At 44.2% G+C, this 16,136-nt stretch carries 15 protein-coding genes and 1 pseudogene; 4 read left to right on the top strand and 12 right to left on the bottom strand.

Annotation, left to right across the window (positions count from 1 at the left end; genetic code table 11):
- Both F6Q11_RS06745 and F6Q11_RS06740 read right to left on the bottom strand, forming a co-directional pair.
- Positions 1 to 336: pseudogene (locus F6Q11_RS06745) on the bottom strand (hypothetical protein); the annotation flags it as partial.
- Positions 337 to 494: 158 nt separating this feature from the next.
- Positions 495 to 1,892 carry an RtcB family protein gene (locus F6Q11_RS06740; RefSeq protein WP_297027598.1) on the bottom strand — a complete coding sequence of 466 codons (1,398 nt, stop codon included), beginning with the start codon at positions 1,890 to 1,892 and terminating at the stop codon, positions 495 to 497.
- 277 nt (positions 1,893 to 2,169) lie between these two features.
- Between F6Q11_RS06740 and F6Q11_RS06735 the strand changes: the two genes are divergently transcribed.
- From F6Q11_RS06735 to F6Q11_RS06725, 3 genes are all read left to right on the top strand, one after another.
- A complete protein-coding gene (locus F6Q11_RS06735) occupies positions 2,170 to 2,427 on the top strand; it encodes a hypothetical protein (RefSeq protein ID WP_297027595.1) in 258 nt (85 codons plus the stop codon).
- A gap of 117 nt (positions 2,428 to 2,544) precedes the next feature.
- A complete protein-coding gene (locus tag F6Q11_RS06730) occupies positions 2,545 to 2,868 on the top strand; it encodes a transcriptional regulator (RefSeq protein ID WP_297027592.1) in 324 nt (107 codons plus the stop codon).
- Between the two features lie 31 nt (positions 2,869 to 2,899).
- Positions 2,900 to 3,451, top strand: a complete 552-nt coding sequence (locus F6Q11_RS06725; protein ID WP_297027589.1) for a GNAT family N-acetyltransferase — start codon at positions 2,900 to 2,902, stop codon at positions 3,449 to 3,451.
- Here the strand turns inward: F6Q11_RS06725 and F6Q11_RS06720 are convergent.
- Positions 3,435 to 3,770, bottom strand: a complete 336-nt coding sequence (locus F6Q11_RS06720) for a hypothetical protein (RefSeq protein WP_297027587.1) — start codon at positions 3,768 to 3,770, stop codon at positions 3,435 to 3,437. The two genes, F6Q11_RS06725 and F6Q11_RS06720, sit on opposite strands and share 17 nt — an antisense overlap.
- Positions 3,763 to 3,960 (bottom strand): hypothetical protein, encoded by a 198-nt coding sequence (locus tag F6Q11_RS06715; protein ID WP_297027584.1) that lies wholly within the window; start codon positions 3,958 to 3,960, stop codon positions 3,763 to 3,765. Before F6Q11_RS06715 ends, F6Q11_RS06720 begins: the two co-directional genes overlap by 8 nt.
- Before the next feature lie 191 nt (positions 3,961 to 4,151).
- Between F6Q11_RS06715 and F6Q11_RS06710 the strand changes: the two genes are divergently transcribed.
- Positions 4,152 to 5,093: a radical SAM protein gene (locus F6Q11_RS06710; protein WP_297027580.1), complete on the top strand. Its 942-nt coding sequence runs from the start codon at positions 4,152 to 4,154 to the stop codon at positions 5,091 to 5,093.
- Between the two features lie 4 nt (positions 5,094 to 5,097).
- Here F6Q11_RS06710 and F6Q11_RS06705 read toward each other — a convergent pair whose 3' ends face one another.
- The 8 genes from F6Q11_RS06705 to F6Q11_RS06670 all read right to left on the bottom strand — a co-directional run.
- The gene (locus F6Q11_RS06705; RefSeq protein WP_297027577.1) at positions 5,098 to 5,433 is read right to left on the bottom strand and encodes a hypothetical protein; all 336 of its coding nucleotides are present in this window, start codon (positions 5,431 to 5,433) and stop codon (positions 5,098 to 5,100) included.
- A complete protein-coding gene (locus F6Q11_RS06700) occupies positions 5,411 to 6,844 on the bottom strand; it encodes an ABC transporter ATP-binding protein (RefSeq protein WP_297027574.1) in 1,434 nt (477 codons plus the stop codon). The genes F6Q11_RS06705 and F6Q11_RS06700 overlap by 23 nt, the downstream gene beginning before the upstream one ends.
- Positions 6,844 to 8,412 carry an ABC transporter ATP-binding protein gene (locus F6Q11_RS06695; protein ID WP_297027571.1) on the bottom strand — a complete coding sequence of 523 codons (1,569 nt, stop codon included), beginning with the start codon at positions 8,410 to 8,412 and terminating at the stop codon, positions 6,844 to 6,846. The genes F6Q11_RS06700 and F6Q11_RS06695 overlap by 1 nt, the downstream gene beginning before the upstream one ends.
- Positions 8,413 to 8,414: 2 nt before the next feature.
- Positions 8,415 to 9,374, bottom strand: a complete 960-nt coding sequence (locus tag F6Q11_RS06690; protein ID WP_297027569.1) for an ABC transporter permease — start codon at positions 9,372 to 9,374, stop codon at positions 8,415 to 8,417.
- 10 nt (positions 9,375 to 9,384) lie between these two features.
- Positions 9,385 to 10,476 carry an ABC transporter permease gene (locus F6Q11_RS06685; RefSeq protein WP_297027565.1) on the bottom strand — a complete coding sequence of 364 codons (1,092 nt, stop codon included), beginning with the start codon at positions 10,474 to 10,476 and terminating at the stop codon, positions 9,385 to 9,387.
- A gap of 136 nt (positions 10,477 to 10,612) precedes the next feature.
- Positions 10,613 to 13,468: an ABC transporter substrate-binding protein gene (locus tag F6Q11_RS06680; RefSeq protein WP_297027562.1), complete on the bottom strand. Its 2,856-nt coding sequence runs from the start codon at positions 13,466 to 13,468 to the stop codon at positions 10,613 to 10,615.
- Between the two features lie 723 nt (positions 13,469 to 14,191).
- The gene (locus tag F6Q11_RS06675; protein WP_297027559.1) at positions 14,192 to 14,794 is read right to left on the bottom strand and encodes a hypothetical protein; all 603 of its coding nucleotides are present in this window, start codon (positions 14,792 to 14,794) and stop codon (positions 14,192 to 14,194) included.
- 608 nt (positions 14,795 to 15,402) lie between these two features.
- Positions 15,403 to 16,136 (bottom strand): hypothetical protein (locus tag F6Q11_RS06670; protein WP_297027556.1); only part of this gene is annotated, 734 nt, incomplete at its 5' end.

Raw genomic sequence — 16,136 nt, 5'->3', positions numbered from 1 at the left:
TACTGTTTCATTTTCGTACTGCGAGGTTAGGTTGAAGGCAACAGATTTAGCCTCATATATCGTGAAATTACCGTTCGAGCTAGGGCCTATGTAGTTTGGAACCTGGACATAGTAATCCCCGAACGGAAGGGAAACGTTAAGGTGCGGGCCGCTTCCCGATGCCACAACTACGCCGTTGAAATTCAGTACCTCAACAGGTACAGCTGCCGGCCCTCCATAATATGAAACGGTTATGTTTGCATAGCCGGTCTGTGGCGTCATGGCAAAGCTCAATCCCGCAAGGGAACTCAATGCTATTATGGAAACAATAGCAATCGCAATTGTAGATTTATTCACCGATATCCTCCCTTTTTTTGGGCTAAACAAAACTTTTCTTATAAATATTGTGATCATTCAGTGCTGATGCAATTGCCTGTCAATTTGTTGCAGTGAGTCCGCACAGGTATTTAGAAAATAGAACAGTTTTTTCCATTTTATTCATGATGCGAGATCGTTCATCCTTTGACCACAGAGATCGGTATCATCTTCACAACGGGCTTTGCAAGCCGTGCACCGTAGACGGCATCAACGACGTCATCCACGTTTTTGTAGCTCTCAGGTGCTTCCTCGTATAGAACGTGCTTTGTGGCTGGCCTCGCATACACATTCCTCTGTTCCAGTTCCTTTTCAACGATGCCAGCGTACTTCTTGACTGCCTGATTCCTGCTCAGTACCCGGCCTGAACCATGGCAGGTCGTTCCGAATGATTTCTCAAGGTTATCAGGAAGACCAACAAGAACGTAGGAAGCCGTCCCCATACTACCAGGAATGAGAACCGGGTGTCCGGTATCTTCGAAAGGAGGGGAGGCCTTTCCCGCTGGGAATGCCCTCGTGGCTCCCTTGCGGTGCACTATCAGCTTCATCCTTTCCCCATCAACCATGTGCAATTCCTCCTTAGCTATGTTATGGGCCAGGCTGTAAACAAGCCTTGGTCTCGCATCGAAGTGCTTCTCAAAAACCTCGCGTATGCGGTGTATTGCTATCTGCCTGTTCACGAATGCAAAGTTAGCAGCGGATCTCATGGCATCAAGGTATTTCTCCCCAAGCACTGATTCCGCTGGAACTGATATTAGTTCAGGGTCCGAGGTCTTTATGGCATAATCACTCTCTCTCAGCATCCTTATGTAATCTGTGGCTACCTGATGCCCGAGGCCCCTGGATCCAGTGTGCACCATGACGGTGACCTCATCCATCTCTATTCCGAACTTCTTTGCGGTCTCGTTATCGAAGATCTGCGATACCCTCTGAACCTCAAGGAAATGGTTTCCTGCACCGAGCGTGCCGATCTGGCTGATGCCGCGCTGCTGGGCGGCCTTTGAAACGTTGTTCCCTGTGTTCTCTATTGAACCTCCGTCCTCTGTATGATCCATATCTTCCCTTGTTGCTAGATCGTGTTCATAGGCCCATTTCAGGCCGGAACGCAGTATCTCATTCAGGTCGGATGAGGATACTTTCAGGCCCTTTCTTGATGTCAGGCCACTGGGAACCTCGTTGAACAGATCGTCCGTGACCTCCCTGACTTTTGGCTTGAATTCTTCAAATTTGATGCCCGTTGAAACAAGGGCAACGCCACAGTTTATGTCGTATCCAACTCCCCCGGGAGAAATTATTCCACTATTAGCATCGAAGGCCGCAACGCCGCCAATGGGAAAGCCGTAGCCAAGATGGATATCCGGCATGGCGTATGAAGCTTTGACTATACCAGGAAGCTTTGCCACATTAATGACCTGCCTGAGCGAACCATCGTCAATACTTTTGAAAAGTTCTTCGCTCGAATAGACTATACCTGGAACATTCATGCCTTCCTCCTTATCCACTATGTAGGTATAGTCATCAATACGCCTCACATTCATGATCCATTATGGCTAATGGAATGATAAAGTTTCATGGATCATGGTACAGAGAAAAATCAGGAAATAATGAACTACCCTGAAATAGACCATCAGCTTGATCTCGTTTCATTCGCTTTTTATTCCTGGGATCAGAGCTTGATGGATCGATCTACCTGATGTTAGTGTATGATTTTTCCGACAAAAAATAAAATTATGTGCAACGCAGAAAGAAAGCGTTGCAATGCACAGATTGCATAAAACGATACCGTTAATAATATAAGTATGATCTCCTATTCAGGTGTCTCAGGAAATAATCAATCTTGAATCATACGATGAAAATGCTCGGTTCAGGCTGAAGACAGAGGCCGCTCTTATTCTTGATGCGCAGAGAATAAAGGCGCTATCTAAGGATCCGTCCAGGTTTGAGAAATACATAGAGGAAAGGCTTGATGTTATATTCAGGATAACCGGCAAAAAGGGAGAGATCAAACTCGTAGAAAATGGAAAGATAATACTGGATTACGACGGAAAAAACATTAAAGTCTCCTTCGACTGATCACTTCATAATGGTATGAGAACGCCATTCATTTTAAGCAGATCCCGTATTTTATTATATATTTAGATGATCGTCACGCGATCTATAAAAATATATGCTAGCATGTGATATACGAACATGAAGGAGTACTCGATCTTCAGAGAGATCATAAACGACATGGAGACGCTGAAAAGGCATATTTCTGTCATAGATGTTTTGCTGAAGGAACAACCGATCGGAATAATCAAGCTGGCCCAAGAAACTGGAATCCCTGAGCACAAAATACGGTATTCACTGCGCATACTTGAACAGGAAAACATAATATCCCCGTCAAGAGAAGGCGCAATACTGACGCCGGATTTCATAGAGCATAAGGATCAGATAATAAGCGATGCTGAGAAAACAGTTGAAGAGGCGAATGCAATTCTGGAGCAGGTAAAGAAGATGCTTCAGAAGAAATGATTAATTAGTTGTTTTGCATTTTTTGAATCAGATGCTTTGGAAGAAACCAACAGAGCTAACCCACGAGTATATAATCAGGAAGGCGGAACCTAGCGACGCTTCTGGTATCATAAGCTGTATGCAGAGCGTGATGGATGAGAAGGTCTACCTCGTGGGCGAGTATTATATGCTGACGGAAAGGGCCGAACAGGAGAGGATAAAGAGCCTCGATGATCTGACACTCGTTGCGGTTCTTGACAGGAAGGTTGTCGGCGTACTTACGGTGCAGCGAGGCATATATAGAAAGAACAAGCATACTGGTAACCTTGGCATAGCCATAATGGCAGGACATAGACATAAGGGTATCGGGACGAAAATGATAAAGCAGGCTATAGAATGGTGTGAGGATCAGGGGATAAAGAAGCTGAACCTCGAGGTTTTTTCCACGAACACGAACGCCATAAATGCCTACAAGAAGATAGGCTTCGAGATAGAGGGTTTCAGAAGAAAGCAGTTCTTCATAGAGGGCCAGTACGTGGATGACGTTCTGATGACCTACTATGTCGATCCAGGCCTCAAGGACGAGATTAATCCGTCCTTGTAATCATATACCTTTCCGTAATATATGAAGCTGATCTTAGTAGACTATCGGGTATTTCTATGTTCTTCATCTTCGCATACTCTATCATACCAGAGATCTGAATAGCAATCCTCTTCATTTCTTCAAGTACAGAAAACAGTGAAAACCTGATTGCAGCATATTCCGACTCGAGTTCGGCTTTCTCTTTAAGGGCATTCTGATACCGTCTGCACACATCCATAAGATCCTCAAGAGCTTTGCTTAATCTCTCTTCGGATCTTATCAGATCCATCTCCTCATCGGGGAGGCTGATGCACTTCCTTATTCCTGTAAGTTCATTCATTTGCCCTGCCCTTCAACCAGTCTATTATCTCCTCAGCCCTCTGTTTATCTCTGTTCACTTTCCTGAGATCCTCCGATAACATTGCAATCCTATTTTTGATGTCATCAATATCTTCTTTTATTTGAAACACCATGGCCATATAGTAAGACCTTTCACTATTTATATGAGAAAGCAGACTATCAGCGTCCATATTATGTCTATATGTAAATCGTATATAAGTTTAATATCTCATATTATATGCGATCAGTCCCTTCCTCATACGAACTCCGATACGATCCTGAGCTTAATTTTTGTCTGTATTCTGTGAATCATGCGAACCGATAAGATTTGTCCAGATATGAAATTAAAAAAATTAAATTAGTTGTAGGGTTACGTATGCATATGAAAACGATGATTTGGAATATCGACTATTTCTGCAACCTGCGATGCAAGAGCTGCAATGCCTGGCAGGGTAAGATCTTTTTCCCAGAGGATCAGATTGATAAGCACATACAGGAAATGAAAAGAAATGGCATCAAGATAGTTTCTGTAACTGGCGGTGAGCCTACGCTCAACAAATCCGTCGTGGATATCGTCAGAAAACTTAAGGAAAATCACTTTTTCACACATATAGCCTCCAATGGGACAAACCCATATGTTCTCAGGAAACTATATCCATATTTGGATGCTGTGACGATCTCTCTTGACAGCAATATCCCAGAGGAACACAACGAGTATAGGGGATTGAAGATATTCGATACAGTTGTTTCAACCATAAAGGAAGCAAAGAACAGCGTTAAGATAGTAACTGCCAATATGCTTGTAACAAACTTCAATTACTTCAAGGTAGGCGAGATCGCCGATTTCGCCAACAATGAACTCGGAGTGCCTCTATCAATGTGCTTTCCAGAACAGGATGCCTACTACTTCCAGGACTTTCAGGTCACCAACGACATGATCAGACAAGCATTCAAGTATGCCTATGAAAATTATCACCGACACGTGTTCGGGAACATGCGATCCTATTATCAGGAGGCCGTGAATTACCTCGACGGTAAATCGAAATTGCAATGCAAGGCTGGTCAGGAGATCTTCTATACGGATTATCGAGGAAAAGTCCATCCATGCTTTGACCACGTCGAGGTTGTACTTAACAAGAAGCCGGAGTGGGAAATTTACGATAACCACTGCTCGCAGTGCTTCACGGAATGCTTCCTAGAACCATCCATTGACAGGACATTTGAAGCGGCATCTCTCATCGGAAAGATCTGGTGGTTCAATCATGTGAAAAAAAGAAATATAAGATATATGGAGCAGAGGAGAGTAAAGGATCTCCCCTCATGAAAATTCAGAGGTAATGGCCCTCACGCAGGAAGAATTTTTTAAACCACTTGGCTTCGTAGTATATGAGGATGCATTCCAGAAACACTATTGCGACCACTGAATAGATTAAGACTAGATTTAGGCCGAATATCTGAGAGACAAGGTTCTCGTAAAACGAATAATTTGGTATGAAACTGACAGAAAATCCAACTATCAGAACGTCAAGAAAAAGGCAACCAACAAGATAGAAGCCACGGAGAAAGTCTCCGAATATGTATTCCAGCCTTTCTCTCTCCGTGAGTTCCTTGCTTTCCTTGACCTCTTCCTCTTCCTCCTTTTCAATTATTTGTACCTGGCGCATTGGCTATTTCCTCTCTTATCGGCGTTTCATACAGTAGGCAAGACACATAATGATCCTTCTTTGCCTCCACGAGCTTTGGCACGTCAGGTTCGATCATCTTTATAGCCAGCGATTTTTCGTCTGCCTCCCATGAAATGCTGTCTATGGCTTTATACATTATTCCACGTTTGCCCAGAGATTCTTTATCTATGATGCTCTTGACGACCGACATAACCTTATCTCTTTCTTGCACCACGCTGGTGAACCTCACGTGCAGTATGTTGTTCTCTTCGTCGACAACGATCTTCGAGATCTCTGGCAATGCCTCAGCTTCAGGGTTCCTGAAGACGTCGAATGCATCTCTTATAGGCTCAGAAAGATCCCTAGGCGACCATCCACAGTTCCTCATAGCTTCAGGGCACCTGTTGTGGAAATAGCAGCCCTTTGGAGGATTGACTGGACTGGGTATCTCCCCTTCAAGTATTATATGCTGCTTCTTTGTATCTGGGTCCGGTATAGGTATGGCCGATAGAAGCGCCTTCGTGTAAGGATGCAGCATCTCGGTAAACAGCGTATGCGTTTCTGCTATTTCTGCAACCTTTCCAAGATACATAACCATAACACGATCAGACATGCTTCTAATGACGTTCAGATGGTGCGATATAAACAGGTATGTCAAATTACGCCTCTGCTGTATATCCTTAAGCATATTTAGGATCTGGGCCTGCACGGACACGTCAAGGGCAGAAGTAGGCTCATCGAGAACCAGCATATCTGGCTCTATCGATATTGCCCTCGCTATACCTATACGCTGTCTCTGCCCACCACTGAATTCATGCGGGAACCTGTAGAGATGGTCTCCACTGAGACCTATCTCATTTATCAACTCCTTCTCCTTCTCCAGTATCTCCTCCTTGCTCATCTTCGTGAGCAGCCTCATTGGCTCTGCTATTATATCCTTTATAAGCTTTCGTGGATCAAGGGATGAGAAAGGATCCTGAAATACTGGCTGCATGTATTTTCTATATTCCCTTATCTGCTTGGGCTTCATCTTGGTAAGCGAATATTTCTTCCTGAACGGTATGAGCTCATCTTCAAGATCTTTAATCCTTCTCTTATCCTCCTCAGTCTTCTGCTTCCTCTGATTAAGCGAATAATATTCCTCCTCCAGTTCAATGGCCTTTCTCATTATATCCTGATCGAGATGGAAATAAACGTTCCCATCTGTAGCGCGTGTAAGCTGCAGAATTGTGCGGCCCAGCGTTGTCTTTCCACAGCCCGTTTCACCAACGATTCCGAGTGTCTCTCCCTTCTTGACCGTAAAAGTAACATCATCCACGGCCTTGACGTATCCCAGGTTTCTTCCAAGACCATTTGGTATATCGAAGTATTTCTTGAGATGCGAAACATAGAGGATTATCTCATCTTCCATCACTCCACCTCCTTTCTTGAACCATCGGCATTTTCAAAGAGGAAGCATGCAACTTTGTGGCCTCCGCCTATATCCACTAACTTTGGCTTCTCCCGCTCACATATATCCATCTTGAACGGGCAACGGGGATTGAAACGGCAGCCAGATGGCGGATTGATAAGGTTAGGAACCGAGCCCTTGATTGACTCGAGCTTTTCGAACTTGTTGACCTTCACATCCGGCCTCGGTATGGCTTTCAACAACCCCACAGTGTAAGGATGCTTCGGATTCTTGAATATCTCCTTCACCGGTGCCTCTTCCACTATATTTCCTGCATACATCACGGCAACCCTGTGACACATCTCTGCTATCACTGCCAGATCATGCGTAATGAAGAGTATCGATGTCTTCGTGACCCTGTTTAGATCCTTCATTATGTCGAGGATCTGTGCCTGTGTTGTCACATCCAGTGCCGTCGTCGGTTCATCCGCTATAAGTATTTTGGGATTGGAAGAGAGAGCCATTGCTATCATAGACCTCTGAAGCATACCACCGCTCAGTTCGTGAGGATAGGAGTTGATGACACGATCCGGGCCTGCTATGTTGACCAGCTTGAGGAGCTCCAGAGCCCTTCTCCTTGCCTCCCTTCTGAATGGCTCCTCTATCCTTTTCCCTATGAACCTCTTTATCAACCTGTACCCACTGAACTTAGATCTTATATACGCCTGTGTCCTCTTAATCTGCTCACGGAGCTCATTTATCTTTAGAGAATCGTTTTTGCTTTCCGCTTCCATCAGCTGTAAATTCAGATCGAACAGCAGGTTATTGTACCTCTCGTATTCCCTTTCCAGCTGGATATATTTGAGCTTTATGTTTGTCTTCTGCTCAGCAACTATGTTCTTAAGTTCCTGAATTGCATTCTGATCGTTTCTTTCTATTATTTCTATTATACCATCTTCTGCTTCAGCCACACCGTAATCCTGAGACCATTTGTGAACGAATCCTCTTAGATCAAGGTGGGTCTTTGTCTTGACCGCATCTTCGTAAAACTTTCTGATGTCTTCGTCGGTCATGGTCTCTCTGCGGATTATACTGTCCGCTATCTCTATCTTGCTGTGGAGAAGTATGGCCTCCATTATCTGGTCTCCTATTCTCATGACCGGATTCATAGATAGAGAGGGTTCCTGGAATATCATCGATATCTTGTTTCCGCGGATATGGGACATTATGAAATTGTGTCTCTTGATGTAACGCTTGTTTCTCTTGACCTTTACGTTTGTCTCTGATTTTATTATGATCTTGGCCTGCCTGTTGAGATCGGCCAGCGTGTTGAAACCGTCTATGTAAATTTCACCTGAAATTATCCTTCCAGGTGGATCTGGTATTAGATCCATTATGGAAGTCGCGGTAACACTCTTGCCACAGCCGCTTTCGCCAACAAGACCAAGAATCTCGCCGGGTCTTATCTCAAATGATACGCCGTCAAGAGCCTTTACAATACCCTTATACGTGAAGAATTGAGTGACAAGATTCGATACCTTCACAACCGGCTGAATTTCCTCCTTCTTTGTCTGTTCCTCCGTTATCATCTTTATCTCCTCTGTCTCGGATCAAGAACATCTCTTAGGCCGTCGCCAAGAAGGCTGACAGATATAGTGAATATCATCAGGAATATCGCAGGAATTATCACTGCCCACCATTTACCATATATCAGATAGGTCTCTCCCCATACCATCATCCTCCCAAGCTCTGGAAGGAACGGATCCACGGGAACCACCCCAAGAAACTCAAGAGCTGCAAACAGCTGTACCACGGTACCTATATCGAGGGAGAACTGAACGAAGAGTGGCGATAAAACGCCAGGTATAACGTGGTAGAAGATATTTCTTGCCGATGATGAACCGGCAGCATTGGCAGCCTCTATGAAATTCATGTTTTTGATCGAAAGTGTCAGACTCCTTCCAAGCCTCGCATAAATAGGCCACCAGACGATAATGAACGCGAGCGCGATATTTGTGAACGTAAGTCCGATTATGAATGCTATTGCGAGGGCGAGTATCAGGGCAGGTATACTGAAGAATATGTCCGTGATCCTCATCATGGCTTCATCAATAAGACCACCATAATATGCCGAAACCGTTCCCAGTATCAGCCCTATCAACGCACCGGAGAGTACTATCTCTACCGATAATGTGAGATCCACCTTCAATGCAGCAAGCATATCAGGGAGTATGGGTATACCGTATTCGGTCGTACCCAGCCAGTAATACCAGCCGTGAGCCAGAGTGGGCGGAGTCACAAGGGTAGCGCTTGGATAATACGCTTTCCCATGAAGAAATGCCAGTGCGTCGCTTAAATTTGAGACCCCCAGCCACCTTGGATCTGCATAATCTATTATGGCAATTATGAAATATGCCAGCGTGATCACGAGGCCCGCAAATGCTATCCTATTATGAAAAATCAGCTTCAGCGTGAACAGGAAGTCTTCCATTCTCGCAGATCTCTTCTTTTCCTCCTTTCTTCTAATTTTGAATGCTTCTACTTCAGCCATTTATTGCACCTCAGTACCTGATCCTTGGATCGAGGAAGGCATAAACAACATCCACTATCAGATTGGCAAATACTAGCACCAGCCCGAACACTAAAGTGACGCCCATGACACCGTATATTGAATAGCTTGTGATCGCATTAATTCCGAGCAGCCCCATACCAGGATAATCGAAAACGTCCTCAATCAGCACAACCCCACCCAGCAGGCTTGCGAATAACAGACCCAGAACTGTCACCGTAGGAATCAGCGCGTTCTTTCTTATGTGCCGCTTTATTATCACATTTTCTGGAACTCCCTTTGCCCTTGCTGTTTTAACATACTCCTGACGCATATTGTCCATCATCCCTGCCCTGAGAAATCTGACTATACCTGCCAGAATACCCAAGGTAAGCGTGATCACAGGGAGAACAATATGCAGCAAACCGCTATATGCTATTGCATAGTTGTGATGTATAAGCGCGTCGAATATGATCAAGTGGGTTGGATGGCTGACAAGCGCACTTGTATTTGGCGACGTAAGCCATGACGGTACTGGGAATGGCACAAGAGCATAGTTGAATGTTCCAGAAATCGGAAACACTCCCAGTGGGTTTCCGGTTATCGCACCACGCCCTAACACTATCTGTAGCACCAGTGCCAGGACGAAAGCTGGCATGGCATATACGGCCAATGAGAATATTCTACCGGCATGATCAGCCACCGAGTTTGGTCTGGAGCCTATATATGTGCCCAAAGGTATAGAGATTATTATTGAAAGTATAACTGCAAATATCGTTAGCTGAAGTGTGTTGGGAAAGAACTCCTCAATACCAGTCAACACAGGGCCCGTGTAGAAGTTGCTGACCATGAATCCCCATTCACCATGGAAGAGCGCGGATAGGTAGAAAAAGTACTGTACCGGAACCGGATAGTTCAACCCCAGCAATGCCTTTGCATGGGCAATCTGCACCGATCTAGGAAGTGTGCTGTGTGGATTAACATATTGCGATAGAAGAAGCGAAGTCGGTAAGGCACGCACCAGTATGAATGTCAGGAGTGTCAGACCTATCAACGTCGGTATCAGAAGAAGAATACGCCTGATTATGAAGTAACGTAACTCCATATACTTCTATCGAAATTTGGTATAAAAGAATTTTGCAGACCTTAGAAATGACAATTATAATCATTAGAAATAGATATCATCCATATAAAAATAGAAAAGAATATTATAATTTTTATTTAGTTAAATTCCATCCGTGTTATGTGTAGTATAAATAGTTATACAGCAGATCTCCAGCTCCTATCGTCCACATGACATTCTGTTCCCACTGTATCATGACGCTCTGAGGTACCTTGTACGACATGATCTGGAAGTCGACTGCCTGTTCTATGTATACATAGAAGGTCATGTTTATGAGCTCCTCATTCATCTTGTGGAACCACATAAGTGCAACACTTGTGTTTGCAGCAGCCGTACCGTTGTCATAGTAGCCTATCATGAGCTGCAGATAGTAGGCCTCTGTAGCATTGCGTGCAGGGTTGCTTGTGTTATAGCCTATCCAATAGGGAGTCATGTCGTTAGGTCCTGGATAGGTTGTCGAGTTCTCAGGGAGAGCCATTGGCCCGAGATAGTCTGTAGGATACGGGTAATCAGGAGCCCAGCCTAGTTCGTATATTGGCATCGGGTTCTGGCCCTGCACCTGGTATCCGAGGATGCTCGGGAAGGCCAGCGGTATCACGGGAAATGTTGCTCCGGTAATGAACGATGACAGGTATCCACCCCACTGAGTGGCCCCAGCAAGATCGACAGGATCAGCACTGAATATTATTATCGGTATATTCAATGGCGCGCCCATGTACTCGTAATCGCCATCTGGAGCTACGGTTATATCATATTTAGAGTTTCCATTGCTGTTAACAAGATTATTCCACGTCTTTACGCCTTCCTGCCAATACATTTTGGCTAGGGCAAGGTTGAAGTATGGTACTTGTCCATTGGTGGTGGCATTTAGTTCCGCTATGCTCTGGTATCCAAGCATACCAGCATCCAACATACCGGCGTATGGCACAGCAAATGTTACGTGATATATTGCATTACCCACGTCTGTGTTAAGGTACTGGCTCTCATTGTATGCATATGCGAATGCTTTTCTTATCTGAAGGACGCTGAATAGAGCTGACGGCATATTAGCAGACTTATCCAGAGTCGACAACATAGTCGTGTTCACATTCGCATTGAAGTCGTACCAGAATATGCTGAGCGAAGGCTTTGACAGGTAGTATTCAATATGCGATGCGTTTAGTCCTTCCACGAGAGACCAATCACTGCTTGGTATACCACCGGCCTGCGCGTATCCAGATTTCATTTGAAGATATCTCGTTGAAGTCTCACCTATATATTCCAGAACAATTTTGTCTATGTGAGCCCTCGGGAACCAGGGACCAGGCGGATTGAAATCCGGGTTCTTTACAAGAACTACAGCTGATGAAGGTATTATGTAGTCGATCTCATACGGACCATCTGCCATCACGTTGTTTACCAGATATTCGTTGTAATCGGACGCTGATCCCTGCGCCTTATACTCGTTGAATCCCGTAGCATTCCATGGCAATGAGTAAGGGGTGAGACCCGACTTCCATGCTAGCGCTGGTTGTGCGGCCGTAGCATGAGACACTATCCAATTTGCATCCATAACGAAGTCACCAGATGCTGAAAACAGTTCGAACACGAAGTTGGGCGTCAGCGGGCGTTGGAAGTGGAAGGTTATGCTGTTGGTTGCATTGTTCACGGTCATGTTCTGTGTTATGTTCCAGAAAGTATTGCTCTCGTAATAATTGCCAGGCAACAGAACCTGAGCTATTATCCATCCAGGCGTTTCCGGCGAACCTGCATCGAATAGCAACGTCCTTATATAAGAATAATAAACGTCCCATGCCGTTACAGGTTGCCCATTCTGCCATGTTGCATTTGACCTTATGTGGAAAGTGTAGTTCTCATAAGGTGTTATATGAACCGTATAAGTGGTGTGCCACGGTGTCGTCACGGTGTAATTGGCATAGTTGGTATTGATACCACCATTCGTAGTCGAGGGCAATTGAGATGCGAGTTCCGGTACAAATGAGGATGATGAAGAACCCTTATACATAACCAGGAACTGGTAAACGTTTTCTAATATTTCACCACTCACTGTGTCATAAGCGATAGCACCGTCAAGAGTCTTATAAGCACCAGTCTCGGCCTCAGCATTTACAAAGGTAGTAACTACTGAAGGAACAACATACAATGCTGCTGATGAGGCTATCACTATGTCTTGATAGAATGTGGTATGAAACAGGCCCGCAGTAGCGTTTATAAGACCAGAAGAATAGTTAAGTATCGCTGCAGTATAAGTAGCCACAGCTATTTCATAGTACCCAGCACCAAGGTGGGTAAGGTTCAGATATGCCTGAGATGGCGGCAACTTGTACGCTTGATCTGTGAAGTTGTAGTAATACGGCATCACTACCTGATCTATCAGACTACCATTGCGGTAGACGTACGCGACCTGCGACACTATACTGAACGCCGGATTAGTAGGGAGCGTATAGTAGCCTATTAGGTAGGATAATGAAGTACCAATTGGGAATATCTGCGTCTGATTAACCAAAGGTGATGTAGAAGAAGAAATAAGGGCAACGGTGGCCAGAGACTCATTCTGCGGTAGCAATGGTGCGGCTGCAACTACCGATACAAGAGACTCCAAGTTGGTGTAGACTGAAGAGCCGAAGTTCACAGTATAGTATATGTAGTAATTACCTGCATTGTTGTATACATGCGATACTGTCACGGTATCAGAGCCAGAATAAGCAACTGTCGTTGTTGTTCCATCCCCCCAATAGATTGTCAGATTGTTGAACTTACCGTTTGTCTGTATGGTGATATTGTAGGGCTGACCTATGGTTGCGGTAGAAACTGCAGATGTAACTTTGCTACTACTTCCTATTGTGACCGGATGGTAGAAGCCCAATACACTAACTACTACGATAATAACAACGAGAACGGTTATTATCGCATACCATTTGGTATTGGACGCCTTCGGTCCAACAGGAGGAATATTAGGTTGATTACTTTCCATGTTCTTATCCTCCAATTTATGCACACGTTTATGTAAATTTAGATATTTAAATTTTATCACATCCTATATTCAAATTGAAGATCCAATTATTTTCATGAAATCTATTATTGATTGATTCTGATGTGCAAGTTTTTAGGTATTCCGATCATGAGATCCAAAAACGAGTCCTATGGCAATCATATAGTTCATGCATAAGCCTATCCACATTGGCTACAAGATTTGAATATCTTTGATGACATTATTGACGAACTTTAGATCTCCTTCTTGCCATACTGATATTTTCACTGATATATTTGGGATTTTGAAAGAATCATCCTTTGAACATGATAATGAAAGCTCAGTATCGTGGCGATATTATTGTGGATCATTAAATTTGGAGCCTGACGGGTATAGTCCTAAGATAAAATGTGAAGATCAATTCTTCGTATTATACCCGATAATTCAAGGTGATATATTTTTGGAGAATATAAAAAAAGGGTCTTTCTCCTGAACAAACAATCCTTGCTGAATATTTTTCATAATGCCTTAGCAGGACAATCATTTATGTTTTTCTATATTGTAATGTTTACAGCTTCCAATGTCTAAATTTTTGCCCAACAAATGTCGTATTTATCCTGTAATATAATTCAATTTTTCTTTTATCATTTATATACGGATTTGCGGTGGCTATGACCATCCCTTGCTGTCCCCGTATCGTCGGTTGATCCATACCTTTTATCATAATCATAGGTCGCAGTAAAGCGTCACATTGATAAACTGGACTATCCCATACTGTTGGAAGTCAAAACCCGTGTTCTCGAAATATTCGTTTAGAAACGTCATATTGCCAGACACACGCATATTTACTATGTGTACTCGTTCCGGCCAGAAGACTATGTTATTATAACCGGCCTGACCCCCATCCCTTGTGTTATAGAGGGCCACTGCATTTAGCGAGGCACCATTGTCTCCGAAACCACCTTTTACATACGACATGGATATGTTGTAGAAGATGCTGCTGATCAAGAAAGTGTAGTTCCCATTGTGCGGTATGCTTGTATTCAGGAGACAGTATACCTGCGAACCCATAAAGTCCGAACCGAAGACCTGTACGGTCATACTTATATCCTGCATGTCCAAGTTAATATCGTTTGGTGCATCTATATTCAGTATCAACTTTGGACCGATAAGAGGACTAACGGTGAGCGTTCTGTTCTTAGAAACGCTGAGAAGCTGTGTCTTTTGTCTCGCCCGCGCATTACTAAATGAATAAATGTGGTATGAAACTGGTATGGCTATGCTGGCCACAATGACGACTAAGACAAGAAACACTATACCACGTCTCATTTCTTATTCATGGAAACCGCATATTTGAACGTTGCTGCTTGTGTATAAAGGCCTTGGCGGCCACTGCATAGATAGCGTCCTAAGTTCAAAAGTTATGCATAGAGTTGAGCATCCCTGCATGCTTACCAATGGAAGAAATCAGTCTTCCAGTATTCAAGGCGACAGGGCCTGCGGCGGACTCTTTTTGGTTTCATCGCAAATTTTCATCAAAGTACACCCAATTAGAGGCGGATAAATTCTTAATCGTTTGAGAGATCTTTCAGATTTCAATCAATGACTTTTCCTATAGACCTACCGTGAGCTACTCCTCAGCCTAAACTCCGGATCTTCTTCCTGCTTCAACGCCTGACCTCGACCTATGCAGGTATATACCGTACACCATAGATACGATTTCCACGCGCGTTAATTCCGGCTGCACCAGCCCTACTTGTTCATCACACCAATTGGTTATCGTGGAGGATACAAAAAATGTAGATACATACTTTATGAATATTTCCATTGGAGGAAGTCCGTGTATCTCATGTCCGAGGAGAGTCTTACTGCTTCCTCAAGCCCCTAACTTTTCTATAAAATATGTTTCAGCGATGCGTGTATACTTTTCAATTTCATTACTCTGCAATTGCCGTTGCGTTGAGGTAATCCTCTGGTGCGTAGAAGCTGTAATAGTTGCCGTTCACCGTGAACGAAACTGGCATGTATGAGCTGTAATCGGACAGTATATAATTCGATCCGGGATTTACCAGCGCTTGGTTATTCAACGCATATCCAACACTGGCAATATATATAGACGTAAAGTAGCTTATGGAAGTAAGATCGGCGAGTATGCTGAGCCCCATACCTGTAGCCGCAGTCACAAGACTTGCAGCGTCCAGAGTCTCCGCACTGATTCCGAGATCGAAGTCAAAGAGGTTTCCTGCGGAGATCGCTGTTATTATGGCTAGACCGAGACCCAGCGTTGAGACGAATGTGGACACTGCATTGTTGACCTCTGCAATCTCATCGGCAGCGGTCGAATAGCCCTGCTCGGAGTACCACACTGTATTTGAGTTCAGGCTCTTCGATACGTTTATGGTATAGTTCTTCTCTGTGCTGCCCCGACTCATCATATACGATACTGCGTCCGCCACGTTGTTTGGAAGCGTGCCCGCCTCCACAACAAGGTTGCCACGCTGGGTCTGTATGGACGATACGTACACTTTGGAACCGTTGCCATCGTACGTTGTGCCTACGTACGTTGTTCCCTCGTTCTCCCTGTAAACGTGGCATATTGCAACTTTGCCGTCGACATCTTCGTAGTAAACTATCTCATGCCACTTCGTTTTATACTCGCTTGTGTACTGAT

It is taken from the genome of Thermoplasma sp., from assembly GCF_008709555.1.
In the GTDB taxonomy this organism is placed as follows: domain Archaea; phylum Thermoplasmatota; class Thermoplasmata; order Thermoplasmatales; family Thermoplasmataceae; genus Thermoplasma.
Note: the sequence above shows the minus strand (reverse complement) of the source record. Positions and strands in the feature narration are given on the sequence as shown.